Annotated in this window: 9 protein-coding genes; 3 read left to right on the top strand and 6 right to left on the bottom strand. The window is 63.1% G+C overall.

Translation table 11 applies throughout. The features are described from left to right. The first annotated feature begins 114 nt into the window (after positions 1–114). A complete protein-coding gene (locus GYH35_RS01365) occupies positions 115–1,605 on the top strand; it encodes a hypothetical protein (protein WP_161827473.1) in 1,491 nt (496 codons plus the stop codon). Further along, positions 1,602–2,381, top strand: coding sequence for an OmpA family protein (locus GYH35_RS01360; RefSeq protein WP_161827472.1), 780 nt, complete (start codon positions 1,602–1,604; stop codon positions 2,379–2,381). Before GYH35_RS01365 ends, GYH35_RS01360 begins: the two co-directional genes overlap by 4 nt. Before the next feature lie 76 nt (positions 2,382–2,457). On the opposite strand, the gene GYH35_RS01355 is transcribed toward GYH35_RS01360, so the two are convergent. Beyond that, positions 2,458–3,678 (bottom strand): cytochrome P450, encoded by a 1,221-nt coding sequence (locus GYH35_RS01355; protein WP_202624015.1) that lies wholly within the window; start codon positions 3,676–3,678, stop codon positions 2,458–2,460. A gap of 182 nt (positions 3,679–3,860) precedes the next feature. Here GYH35_RS01355 and GYH35_RS01350 point away from each other — a divergent pair, with 182 nt between their 5' ends. Next, on the top strand, positions 3,861–6,209 hold the full coding sequence (locus GYH35_RS01350) for a TonB-dependent receptor (protein ID WP_161813949.1): 2,349 nt from the start codon (positions 3,861–3,863) through the stop codon (positions 6,207–6,209). Here GYH35_RS01350 and GYH35_RS01345 read toward each other — a convergent pair. From GYH35_RS01345 to GYH35_RS01325, 5 genes are all read right to left on the bottom strand, one after another. Beyond that, positions 6,179–6,862, bottom strand: a complete 684-nt coding sequence (locus GYH35_RS01345; RefSeq protein WP_161813950.1) for a TetR/AcrR family transcriptional regulator — start codon at positions 6,860–6,862, stop codon at positions 6,179–6,181. The two genes, GYH35_RS01350 and GYH35_RS01345, sit on opposite strands and share 31 nt — an antisense overlap. A gap of 80 nt (positions 6,863–6,942) precedes the next feature. Further along, positions 6,943–8,142 (bottom strand): CaiB/BaiF CoA transferase family protein, encoded by a 1,200-nt coding sequence (locus GYH35_RS01340; RefSeq protein ID WP_161813951.1) that lies wholly within the window; start codon positions 8,140–8,142, stop codon positions 6,943–6,945. Next, positions 8,139–9,110 carry a TRAP transporter substrate-binding protein DctP gene (gene dctP, locus GYH35_RS01335; protein WP_202626851.1) on the bottom strand — a complete coding sequence of 324 codons (972 nt, stop codon included), beginning with the start codon at positions 9,108–9,110 and terminating at the stop codon, positions 8,139–8,141. Before dctP ends, GYH35_RS01340 begins: the two co-directional genes overlap by 4 nt. Before the next feature lie 65 nt (positions 9,111–9,175). Continuing rightward, positions 9,176–10,471, bottom strand: a complete 1,296-nt coding sequence (locus GYH35_RS01330; protein WP_161813953.1) for a 2-hydroxyacyl-CoA dehydratase subunit D — start codon at positions 10,469–10,471, stop codon at positions 9,176–9,178. After that, positions 10,468–12,651: a CaiB/BaiF CoA-transferase family protein gene (locus tag GYH35_RS01325; RefSeq protein WP_161827471.1), complete on the bottom strand. Its 2,184-nt coding sequence runs from the start codon at positions 12,649–12,651 to the stop codon at positions 10,468–10,470. Before GYH35_RS01325 ends, GYH35_RS01330 begins: the two co-directional genes overlap by 4 nt. Positions 12,652–12,721 lie beyond the last annotated feature (70 nt).

The following is a 12,721-nucleotide window of genomic DNA, read 5'->3' as shown; positions in this document are numbered from 1 at the left end:
ATCGTTAAGTTCATGGTGGGGTGCGGCGCTGGCTTCTTGGCCAGCGCCGCGCTTGCCGACCAGCCCGCCCCGGGCCATGTGCCCAGGCAAAAGCAGCAGGCACAGCAGGCGCCGGTGATTGACGCCAGATCGCCGCCGGCGAATCGCTGGTGGACGCCGGGCGAGGGCACGCCGCTGCCGCCGGTGATTGCCTATCCCAATTCGTTCGGCCAGGTCGGTGTGTTGAACGACGCCGGCGTGATCGATACCCAGGATCATCCGTTCTTCGAGCCCATCGGCGAGAACGGCCGTGCTTGCGTGAGCTGCCATCAGCCGGCGAATGCGATGTCGCTGTCGGTCGAGATGATCCGGCAGCGCTGGCACGAGACGCAGGGCAAGGATCCCATCTTCGCGCCCATCGACGGCATGAACTGCCCGGACCTGCCGCCCGGCGATCCGAAGTCACATTCGCTGTTGCTGGAGCGGGGGCTGTTTCGCATCTTCCTGCCGTGGCCGCCGAAGGCTGCCGACGGCTCGAGCATCGATCCCGAGTTCACGATCGAAGTCGTGCGCGATCCGACCGGCTGCAACTTGCATCCGCAGTACGGCTTGAAGAGTGCGAACCCGATGGTGTCGGTCTACCGCCGGCCGCGCGTGGCCGCGAACACCAAATATTTCACGCACCAGGGCTTCGGCGTGTTTTCGTTCATCGGCAAGAATGGTTTGCCGGCCACTCGCGATCCGGAGACGGGCCTGCCTTCGGGCATGAATATCCTGTCCGATGCGCGTCAGCCCACGCTGAAGACTCAAGCCGTCGAAGCGGCCGTGACGCATTTGCAGTTCAACGGCAAGCTCGACGAGGAGCGTTTGACGAAGATCGTCAGCTTCGAGAGTCAGGTCTATACCGCACAGGTCTCGCACACTGGCGCGGGCAGCCTGATGGAATCCGACACGCCCCCAGGATTCGGTGTTCTCAATCTCGCCAAGGGGCGCGAGGGGCTGCTCGGCAATAACGTAACGAACTTTGTGTTCCCGATGAGCGAAGCGTGGCGGAATCCCGCGCCGTCCCCGGATCCGGAAATCACGCGTCGAAACGAGATGCGTGCATCCATTGCCCGTGGTCACGACGTGTTCATGTTCCGGACGTTCTGGATCAAGGACGCCATGCATTTGAACACGGTCGGTCTGGGCAATCCGACCAAGCGCACGTGCTCGACGTGTCACGGCATGCACATGATGGGCATGGACATCGTGAATGGCTGGATGGACCTCGGCACGACCAACCTGCCGTGGGCTCGTGAAGAGCCATTGAATCCATGGAACGAACGCAAGCCGCAGATGCCGCTGTTCAAGATCACGTGCAAAGCCAACGTGCCGCCGCATCCGTTCCTCGGCCGAGTGTTTTATACGCAGGATCCGGGGCGAGGTCTGATCTCCGGCAAGTGCAACGACGTTGGTGCCATAGTGATGCAACAGTTCCGAGGCCTGGCCGCCCGCGCGCCGTACTTTTCGAACGGCTCGGCAGGCTCGTTGCGCGAGCTGGTCGATTTCTACGACCGCCGCTTCAACATCGGCTACACCGATCGGGAGCGCGAGGACCTGATCAATTTCCTGAGCGCGTTATGAGGCAGGTTGTCACCTTCGCGATGTTGAGCTGGGCCGCCTCTGCCATGGCAGCCGAGCCGCCAGCCACTCATCGCAATTTCGTCGCATGCCCGATCGTGCGCGACACGAGCACCGTGCCGTGCTGGCTTGCCGAGTACGAAGGGGAGACGTACTTCCTCACGATCCAGACCGACGTGAGCGCGCCCGTGAATCCACCGTGGCTCGGACACAAAGTGCTCGTTGAAGGCACGGTGAGCGATGAGCCGCGCATCTGCGGCGGCATCGTGCTCAAGCCGGTGGCGCTGTCGGTGATGCAGGAGTTGGATGGTTCTTGCAACACGATGCTACCCGCGGAGGAGCGCTACAACCTGCCGTTCGAGCCGCCGCGACCGCCGGGGCCGAGCAAAGGCCGTCTCGCGTTCGGCGATCCGGTGACCAAGCCCAAATCCCAGGAAGTGGCGGCCTCCAAGTCATTCGAGCTGCGTTATGAGTTCGACTCGCTCGTGATGTTCCGTCACGCGCAGCCGCTACAACAGATCTTCGAGCATGCCCGGCAAAGCAAGGCGACCAAGGTCCAGATCACTGGCTACCGCGCGGCGACGCTGCTGTCGAACGGTCAGCTGATGCAGGAGGACAAGGAGATCGGCCGTCGCCGAGCCGAGCAGGTCGCCGACTTGCTGCGTGGCGCTGGCCTGACGGAGCTGCGGTACGACGTGAAGTGGCAGGATGAGACGAAACGCGCCAAGGGCGTCGAGGACGCCGCGAGGCGCCGGGTGCAGGTGGTCGTTTCGCGCTAGAGAGCATCTAATTATCGGCAGGCGTCGTCCGCTTCGAGCAGCGAAGCATCGCGGCGCGCGGTAGTCTGGGCCGAATTCAGGAGGACTTGGCGCGCGTCATGCGCAGCGGCACGTAGAGCGGCCCGACTTCCGGCATGCCGCTCATGCGCACGTCGCCGCTCAGTTCGAAATGGCTCGTTTTCAGTAACAGCGCATCGAGCGAGACACGCAACAGCTGACGGGCGAGAGGAACACCGGCGCACATGTGCGGGCCGCGGCCGTACGCGATGTGTTGATTGATGTTCGGTCGACGCAGGATGAACTTGTCCGGCTCGGGGAACACGGCTTCGTCCCGATTCGCCGACGCATACAACAGTGCAATGGGTTCGTCTTTGGGAATCGTACGGCCGCGAATCGTGACGTCCTCACGAGCCGTTCGCGCGAACCCGCGATAGGGCGTGTACAGACGAACGAACTCCTCGACGGCATCCGGGATCAGCGACCGATCGGCACGCAACTGCTGTTGCAGTTCCCGATCTCGAGACAAATGGACGGCGATGCTTCCCAACAGAATGGGCGGCGCGACCAGGCCGACGACCAGCACCTGACGCACACAGCCCGCCAACAGCACGTCCGGGAACGGATTGCCGTCCGCATCGCGCTCTGAGAGCAGCGAGCTGGTGGGATCGATGGTGGGATCCAGCGGATGCAGGCGACGCTGTTCGATCAGTTCGCGCGCCAGTGTCGCCAAACCTTCGCCCGCCACGACCACGCCGGGCTTGTCGAAGGCCTCCCAGGCTTTGATGTAGGCGCGCGAGTTCGTGGCGAGATGTTCCGTCTGCTTGTCATCCAGGCCGAGCCACTCGCCGAACAGTCGCACGGGAAGGACGGCCGAGAAGTGCTCGACCAGGTCCGTTTCTTCGCGCGCCACGAGGTCTGTCGCCAGCTCGAGCGCTATGCGTTGTGTCGCCGGCAGCAACGAAGCGACGCGGCTCGCACTGAGCGCACGATCGATCGCGCGTCGATAAGGCGTGTGCTCGGGCGGATTCAGATGCAGCGGCGGCCGACGACCCGTCGTCGACGAGCCGGGCACCACGTTGCGCACCGACGTGATGTACATGTCCGGATCGCGCAGGACGTTGACGATGTCCTCATAGCGCGCCAGCGTCCAGAAGCCATCGAATTGCGTGCTGTGCGCGACCGGGCAGCGGGCGCGCAGGTCGGCAAATGTCGCATGCACGCTGTCAAACGTTTCGGGGAGCGTGGGATCGTACTCGTTGAGGAGCGACGGATCGGTGGGCATGTTCGTGCGGTTCAAAAGTCGTCTGGCCTGAGGCCGGAACACTAGGGCAGAAGCGGCCCGGTGAGGTAACACCTTCTGTATCTCCCGGCTATAAGCAGCATGAATGGATCCGCTCGGTGGGCCGTCCGAGCCACTATTGACGGAATCGTCCAATAGTGACGTAATGGTTCAAAATATAACGTCGCAGGGGGCTGCCGATGGCTGTGAAAGGAAGATTCACTGGCGCGCGCGTGTGGGCGACTGCATGGCAGGTCCCGTTCATCATGGGCCTCGCGGCGCCGAGCATCGCGGCGAATGCCGCCGACGAGGGCCGCCAGGCGGGCGCGTTGGAAGAGGTGGTCGTCACCGCCCGCAAACGCGAGGAATCCCTGCAGGACACGCCGATTGCCATCTCGGCCTTCTCGGCCGCGGCGCTGGAACGTCAGCAAATCGCCAGCACCGAAGATCTCGATCAAGTCGCGCCGAACTTGCAGTTCGCCAGCTACGGCCCGCTCACCGGCAACAATTCCGCCGCACAGGTTTACATCCGAGGCATTGGCCAGAGTGACGGCTCGTCCGGCGTCGATCCGGGGGTGGGTTTATATATCGACGATGTTTATATGGGCCGCTCGGTCGGCGGCGTGCTCGACTTTCGCGACATCTCGAACGTTCAGATCCTGCGTGGCCCCCAGGGAACATTGTTCGGTCGGAATACCATCGGCGGCGCGGTGCTATTGACGACAACGCTGCCCGGCAAGGAATTCGGCGGCACGGCGCGCGTCGGGATCGGTGACGATAATCTCTACGAAGGCTTCGTGGCCGTCGACGTGCCGATCGCCGATACCCTCGCTGCGCGATTCTCCGTCGGCGCGCGTCAGCGCGACGGCTATGTCACGCGTGTCTTCGATGGCGTCGATCTCGGCAATGAAGATACTTACACCGTGCAGTCGTCTCTGCAGTGGCTGCCGAATGACAGCCTCACACTCACTCTGCGGGGGGACTACACCAAGGAAGACGAAAACGGCTCGCCCTTCGTTTTCGCGGCGATCAATGAATCGCAAGTGTTTCCTGCGGCGATCAGCCGGGGCAATGGATGCCCGGGTGCGACGTTCCCACCGCCGTCCGTGCCACAAAACATCGTCGATGAGCGTTGTGCGAACGATGCCACTTGGAATCTCGGCAAGTATCGTAACGGCGGCAATGCGCCCGCCGAAAGTAGCTTGGAAAACTGGGGAACGTCCGCGACGCTGCAATGGGAGCTGACCGACGCTTTCGCGCTGAAGTCGATCACCGCGTATCGGGAGCTGGAATGGAGTGGCAGTCGTGACGCGGACAATACCGGGTTGCTCGTGCTGCACACGGATTATTCGAGTGCCGGCGATCAGTTCAGCCAGGAGCTGCAAGCGCTGGTCGAGACCGAGCGTCTGCGGGGCGTCGTCGGTGCTTTCTATTTCGAAGAGGCCATCGACGACTTCCTGCTCGTACCGTTCGCCGCGCCGCCGCCGCTAGTGGCGAGCGGGGCGATCCCGGGCTCGCTCGACTATCAGCGGGCGCTCATCGACAACGACAACTTCGCCTTGTTCACGCAGTGGACCTACAACGCCACCGAAGCATTGAGCCTGACTGCGGGGGTGCGTTACACCGAGGAGACGAAGGGCATCCAGATCACCTCATTCACGGTGACGCCGCTGACCGCGCCGGTGCGCATCCCAACCACACTGAATACGCCGTTCGTGGCAGGGCCCGGCCTCAACGTCATCCCGCAGCCGTTCGAGAATAAATACGAGTCCACGACCGGATCCGCGAGCATCCAGTATCGCTGGAACGAAGCGGTGATGACGTATCTGAGCTGGTCGCAAGGCTTCAAGAGCGGCGGCTTCAATCAGCGCTACAACGTCGCACCGCCGGGCAATCTGCCGGTGGCGTTCGATGAAGAGACCGCCGAGACGTTCGAGCTGGGCTTCAAATCGGAGCTGGGCGCCAACCTGCGTTTGAATGCGGCGGTGTTCAGCACCGACTACGAAAACATGCAGTTGACCTACCGGCTAGGCATCGTGCCGCTGCTGTTCAATGCCGGCAAGTCGTCGATCGAAGGCGCGGAGCTGGAGCTGACCTATGCGCCGGGCCAGTTGCTGGTCGAGGCCAGCGCCGGCTATCTGGACAACCAATTCGATGAAATCGCCGTCGTGCCGGGCACGACGCAAACGGTCGGTCCGAACAACACGCTGCCGTTCGCACCGGAGTGGCAAGCCAATCTCGGCGTCGGTTACGACTTCGAAGTCGGCAACGCCACGCTGACGCCGCGAGTCAACGTGAGCTACACCTCGGAGCAGTTCTTCGATGCGGCGAATTCCATGGAAGTCGCGCAGCTCGACGACGTGACGCTGCTGAATGCTTCGCTCACGTTGGAGCTGGGTGCGTGGCGTTTGCGAGCGGGCGTGAACAATGCGACCGACGAGCAGTATCGGGTGGCCGGCAACTCATCGTTCAGCACTTCCGCGGGCTACGCGGAAGTCATCTACTCGCGCCCACGAAACTATTTCGTTTCGGCGAGCGTGGATTTCTGAGGCGCCAGGATATCGTTGGCCGCTTCGCCAGCGAGGCGGTCGGATTGAGCGGCGGGCACGCCGAGTGAGCGTAACAGGCCGGCCGCCATGCCTTTGGCGATGTCGATGTGCGGTGTCACGAGCCGATCTTCCAGGGCGTGACGCAACGAGATGACGATGGTGCCCATCACCAGCAGCGCGGCGACTTCGATGTCCACATGCTTGAAGCGCTGCTGATCGATGCCTTCCTGCACGTTGTTGCGCAGGTTTCGATTGATCGGCGCGTCGACCATGGTGGCGCCGGCGTTCAGACGCCACAGCACTTGAGCGCTTTCGCGATGCTCGATGGCAAAGCGCATGAACACGCAAAGCGCACGGGCCAGATGCGCTGCCGGATCGGTCACGTTGGCGTTTGCTTCGTTGACCGCCTGCTCGGCCTGCCGCCGCACGGAGCTTGCGATCTCGCGGGCGAACACGTCCTTGTCGACGAAATGATTGTAGAAGCTGCCCTTGGCGACTTCCGCCGTCGCGACGATCTGATCGACGGTGACGCCCTCGACATCGCGCGAGGCGAACAAAGTGCGACCGGCGCTCATCAACGCCGCGCGGGTGCGCTCCCAACGGCGATCCATTTTGGGCGCGAACTTGTCGCCCGTGATTCTCTTGGAGCTCACTGCTGCAATGCCTTGGGGGCGGTCATGGCACGATGTTATGCCCCGGTTGGAAATTGGCAATAGCCCGCGTGGGGGCGGTCCTAATCCTCGATGTGAAGTGCTCGAATCTCGGCGGCCGAGAATCCCAGCGACTTCAGGATCTCCTCGCTGTGCTGACCGTGCTGGGGCGGCGGCGAGGCGACGCCCGGTTGATCTTCGCTGAACAGAAAGCCCGCGTTCACGATTTCTACCTGTTCGCGGTCGGGCAAGCCCGGAACCTTCAAACCGAGCTTCAGTCGGCGTGATTCCAGCGCCGGCAGAGAGACGGCTTCGGCAACATTGCGAATCATGCCGCAGGGAATGCCGGCGGCGCTGAGCCGGGTCTCCCAGTGTTCGGCAGGCGCCTCGGCAAACACTCTGTCGAGCTCGTCGCGCATCTCGGCGGAATGTTTGCGTCGCAGATCCGGCGTGAGGAAACGAGGATCTTCCAGCCAGCGTTTGCGTCCGACTTCGCGGGCCAGCGCCTCGAACTGCGCCTGCTGTACGACGCCCAACGATATCTGCCGGCCGTCGCTGGCGGCGAACACGGCGGAGGTGGGTTGTCCGCTGTAGCCGATGTTTCCGGTGCGCTCGGGCGGATTGCCAGTGACCAGATAGGGCACGATGGCCGAAGTCATGAACGCCATGCTGGCGTCGAACATGGCGACATCGATGTATTCACCCCGACGTTCGCGCTGCCGTCGTAGCAGAGCGGCAAGGATCGCGAATGCTGCTGTCTGGCCGGTGAGCGTATCGACCACGGGGAAGCCGACTTTCGCGGGAGCATCACCCGCCGCGCCGCCGAGTGTCATCATTCCGGTCGTGGCCTGCACGATGTTGTCGATCGCCGGCCAGTCGCGACGTGGACCGTTTTGTCCGTAGCCGGAAATGGAGCAATAGATCAATTCGGGACGCAGCGAGCGCACCGATGCGTAATCGAGGCCGAACTTCGCCATCACGCCGGGGCGAAAGTTTTCGATCAGCACGTCGCACGTTGCGATCAAGCGGCGTGCCGCTTCCTGCGCCAACGGTTGTTTGAGATCGAGCACGAGGGACTTCTTGCCCGCGTTCACGCCGATGAAGGCGGGGGCCATGCCGTCGTAGCGACGATCGGCGCCGTAGTTACGCATCGCGTCGCCCCGGCCGGGGGCTTCGATCTTGATGACTTCCGCGCCGAGCATTCGTAGCAGATGAGTGGCGAACGGTCCGGCCATCACATGGCTGAAGTCTGCGACGCGAATTCCTTCCAGGGGTAGGCTCATGTTTGATCTCTGCTGCAGCGGATGCCGCCGTCGTCCATGACTTGCGCGGCGACCGAGCGCGCCAGCCTGTAAGTGGGTAGGCCGTCGATGCCAAAGCGGGCGAGGGCGCGGGCTCGCACTTCGCCATCGCGTTCGTAAATCGCGTCGAACCTCGCCTGCTCAGCCGCGGGCATGTCGTGAAATTCGACGTGATGTTCGCGGCCGGCGGCGAGGCCGACGTCGTTGGCGACCAGCAGCTCCGCTGCCAGGGATTGTTCCCAAACTTCGGTGCTGCGTTCGAGCAAGTCGCGTTGCTCGGCCGTCAGGCTGCGCCAGCGACGCTCACCGATGGCGCGGGCAGCGTAAGCGCCTCGAGGAATTCTGATCGTGTTGAAATACTTCGCGACCTCCGCGAAGTGCAGCGACTTGAGAGTGTCCGGTGGCGCGACCACGCCATCGAGCACGCCTTTGGCAAGCGCCGAATACACTTCGCCCATCGGCATGTCGATGGGATCGGCGCCCAGGTCTTTGAGGACCGCCAGCAACTCCGAGGGCGCACGCAATCGCAGCCCGCGCAGGTCATCGAGCGTGCGTATCGCTCGATCCCGCGTGACGATGCCCGGAAGATTGCCGCCCTGGACGGCGAGAATCTTCAAGCCATGCAACTCGCGTCCGAACTGCGGATCGGCGGCGGCCATGCAGCGCCAGAGTGCGGTTTGCTGCTCGAACGTGGTGAGTCCGCCGTAGAACCCCGCCTGCGCTCGAATGAGATGAGCGCCGCCTCGCGCATAGATCGGTGTGATCAAACCGATATCGGCGACGCCATGTCGCAGCTCGTGCATCGAGTGCTCGGAAGACAGCAGCGATCCGGACCAGTACGGCTGAATCTCGATGCGGCCGTCGGATTGCTGTTCGACCCATTTCATCCAGGCGATATCGGCCCGGCTGAATGGGTGGCCCGGACTGAATGGGCTTGCATAGGTCAGCACCGTCACGCCCGGCGTCGGCTGGGTGCAGCCGGCTATACATATAATAAGCAGGGCAAGAAGCACCCTCACAAAAGACCCTCTTGCCGTAGGAAACCGGCGACATGCTGCACCATGCGCTCGTGGCTCCAATCCTTGGCGCTGACCATGTCGGCGGACAAGGCCAGGGTCGGAATGCCGGCGCGAGCCAGCGCATGTTCGGTGATCTTTGTGCCCGACTGCGACAGACGATTGTCCGGTGGCACGAGCATCACGGCCGCGTCGATGTCGCAGCGCTGCGCTTCGCTCACCATCCACTCATTCATCCAGGGCGGGAGATGCAGCACTTCATTCATCGAGCAGATGCGGCTTGCCAGCGCATGCATCGGCCGGTCACGCAGCTCGCGAATGTACTGCGGTCCCGCGAACGGCATGTACATCGACCACACGAACACGGCGCCGTATTGATCTTCGAGCGCGCTGTAGAAGCCGGGGTCGTGCCACAGCCCAGCGCCGATCCACATCAATCGCAGGCGCTCGCGACTGCCGACACCGACGCCAGCGGCAATGCGTTGTTTCACTTCGTCACGGAAGCGGCGTGCATGGGCCACGGCCCAAGGCGAGCCGCGATGCCACTGCGGAATCATCGTGTTTGGCATTTGCTCTGCGATCGAGACCGGGCAGGGGCGTGCGGCGCCGATCATTTCGGCGGCTTCCGCGATGTAACCTTCCTGCTCGTTGATCGCGAGCATGAGCTGCAGAAACTTGTCCTCATCGAACTTGCGGCCGGTGCGGGCTTCGAGCAATGCGATCAGCTCGCGCATCTCGCGAACCAGCAGCTCGATGCGGCGCTGTTCGAATACTTCATCCCAGCGCTCGTTGGAGTTGCGAAACCATTGGGGATCTTTGTGTTGCCAGCCCGGCGCCTCCAGCGGGAAGAACTCGCTGCCGAGCGCCGTTGCCCACTGACTGAAGACGTGCTCGATGCACTCGCAGGTGAGACGAGCCACGAGCACCGTCGGCTTCGGCAGTCCGCCCCAGGGCGCGACGCGAGGATTGTTGTCGAGCGTGCAGGCGAGCCCGAGCGAGCAGTAACGGCATCGATTCGCCGGATAGCCCAGCTTGCCGAGCACCTGATCGTAATGATTCGACAGCTGCTTGGCGGAGATATAGGCCGACCACCATTGATTGGTGACCAGCGGAATATCCATCACGTGGAAGATTTCGTGCGGCGTGTCGGCCTGCGCGATGGCGAACGGCTCGCCCGCGTCGATGACGCGCTTCTTCAGTTCGGTGACAAACTCGCGTTGATACGCGGTCGCCGCGGCCGTGCATTCCAGGTCTTTGCGACTGCGTTGGCCGCTGCTGTGGGTAATGGTGCTCATCGAAACACTCCGAGCCGCTCCAGCTCTTCGATGCGGGACGCGCTCAGTCCGCACAGGTCTCTGGCGATGGCGAGGCTGTGCTCGCCGATCGACGGTGCGCGATAGGGGGACGTGACGGCTGCGGAGAAACTGATGGGCGTTCGCACGTGGCCAAAGGCTCCTAGCAGCGGGTGTTCCAGATTCATCAAGGCGTGTCGAGCCGCGATTTGCGGGTCGTGCTCGATGAGATCCTCGATGTCCTGCACGACGCCCGCGGCGATGCCGGCTGCTTGCAGACGTTCCATCAGGACATGCGCTTCGTGCTGACGGAACCATGCTTTCAGAGCGGACTCGGCGTCGCGCGGGGATTGTTCGGCGTTGAAGTTCGCGTCCGTACAGAGTCGCTGCCAATCCGATTGCGCCGCCAGTGTGATCGCAATCCACTGGTCATCGCCTGCGGTCGCGTAGACGCCTTGATGGAATATCTTCGGATCGTCGTTGCCGTTGCGCATCGGTCGGTTGCCGCGCTCGGCGGAGATGATTGCCTCATGCATCTGCTGGACGCAGATTTCGTACATCGCCGCGTCGATGTGACAACCCTTGCCGGTGCGACGGCGATGCTCGACAGCGGCGGCCGTCGCGGCTGCCATCACGTAAGGAACAATGACGTCGCCATAGGGGACAGCGCCCGGAATGACCGGGTTTCTGTCGGGCCAGCCCGTCAGGAAGGTGCGGCCGGAGAGGGCGGCGCCGGTGCCGTCCACGCCCCACGATTCGGCGAGCGGACCGGTTTGTCCGAACACGCTGCCGGAAACCATGATCACGCCAGGGTTGCGCTTCTGCAGCGATGCGTAGTCGAGGCCGAGCTTCGCCATCGTGCCGGGCGAGAAGTTCTCGACCACGATGTCGGCCCAGTCGAGCAACGGGTCGAGCACGTCGCGACTGTGCGGCAGCTTCAGGTCGAGCGCGAGGCTGCGCTTGGATGTGTTCAAGTGCGCGAACCAGGGCTTGTCGTCGAAGCTGTCGGCGCGCGAGGCGTTCACTTGCACGTCGATGCGGGACAGGCAGGGGCGGCTGCGTGTTTCGACTTTGATGATGTCGCAGCCCAGATCGCCGAGGACCTTGGTGGTGATCGAGCCGACCAGGGCCCAGGAGAAGTCCAGGACTCGGAGGCCTTTGAGTGGACCGGGGCGTTCGGGAAGGCGAGCATTGTTTCGAGTGGGCTGCGCCGGTTGTGAGCCTTCCTTCATTGAAACGAAGCGCGAGGGCTTGCGTTTGCCGTTCGCGTCGCTCGTCCAGAAGTTGCGGGCTTTCAGGTGTGAATCGGCGAGCACGTCGCTGGGCTCGGCGACGACGGTTGCATTGATGCCGCGGCGGCGGCCGTCCGTCGAGATTTCCTCTCGTGTGCGTGTCGAGAAGAAGGCTTCGATGGCTTGCTCCCATTCGCGCCGCGTTTGCGGATCGAGCGTCGAGCGGTTGTAGCGCGTCCAGTCGACGCCTCGCAGCGGGTTGGATAAGCCGGCTTCGTCGATCCAGTCGCTCAGAGCCTGATTGGCTGGTGCGCCGAAACGGCCCGTCATCAAAGTGTGGAAGCAGAAGCCATCGGCGAGTGGCCAGATGCAGCGGACGGTCGCGCGTCCGTAGTTCAGCGCGCCGCCGACGCGATGTAACTTGCGACGATCGAACTGCCAGACGAGGACGCCATTGACGTTGCGAGAGAACGCGACTTCCTGCACGGAGACATCGACGTGCTGGCCGCGCCCGGTGTTTGCCAGTTCTACCAGCGCTGCCATCGCGCCGGCTGCGCCGACCATGTCGGCGTGAAACCAACAGGCGTCCAGGGCTTCTTTCACGGGTGAGCGATCGACGTCGCCGGTCACTCGAAGGGTGCCGCCCATGGCGGATGCGACCAATTCACCGCCATGCCACTCGGCGCGTGGACCTTCGCTGCCGAAAGTTGTGACGGATACGTGGATCAGGCGGGGATTGATGTGCTCGATCTGCTCGCGCGAGAGACCCGCACGTCGCAAAGCGGGCAGGCCCATGCCTTCGATAAGAAAATCGGCGCGCGGCAGCTCGTCCGCCAGGGTTGGAAGCTGAACGGGCTTAACCCGCGCGCCAAAACTAGTTAGCAATCGGGCGAGAGCGCCGTCTTGAGCGCTTCCGAGTGCAAGCACGAGCATGCCGGCGAGCGGGCTCATTGAACCTCCGCAGCGAAATGAGCCAATGCGCCCGCCTTGCGCATATTTGCGGCGTCGCTGGATTTGCGGT

It is taken from the genome of Steroidobacter agaridevorans (genome assembly GCF_009932555.1).
Classification (GTDB): domain Bacteria; phylum Pseudomonadota; class Gammaproteobacteria; order Steroidobacterales; family Steroidobacteraceae; genus Steroidobacter; species Steroidobacter agaridevorans.
The sequence above is the reverse complement of the archived record's forward strand: the minus strand, read 5'-3'. Positions and strand labels throughout refer to the sequence as shown.

Coding starts and splice junctions, on each gene's coding strand:
- GYH35_RS01360 (WP_161827472.1), top strand. CDS start 1,602: ATGAGGCAGGTTGTCACCTTCGCGATGTTGAGCTGGGCCGCCTCTGCC.
- GYH35_RS01350 (WP_161813949.1), top strand. CDS start 3,861: ATGGCTGTGAAAGGAAGATTCACTGGCGCGCGCGTGTGGGCGACTGCA.
- GYH35_RS01340 (WP_161813951.1), bottom strand. CDS start 8,142: ATGAGCCTACCCCTGGAAGGAATTCGCGTCGCAGACTTCAGCCATGTG.
- GYH35_RS01330 (WP_161813953.1), bottom strand. CDS start 10,471: ATGAGCACCATTACCCACAGCAGCGGCCAACGCAGTCGCAAAGACCTG.
- GYH35_RS01325 (WP_161827471.1), bottom strand. CDS start 12,651: ATGAGCCCGCTCGCCGGCATGCTCGTGCTTGCACTCGGAAGCGCTCAA.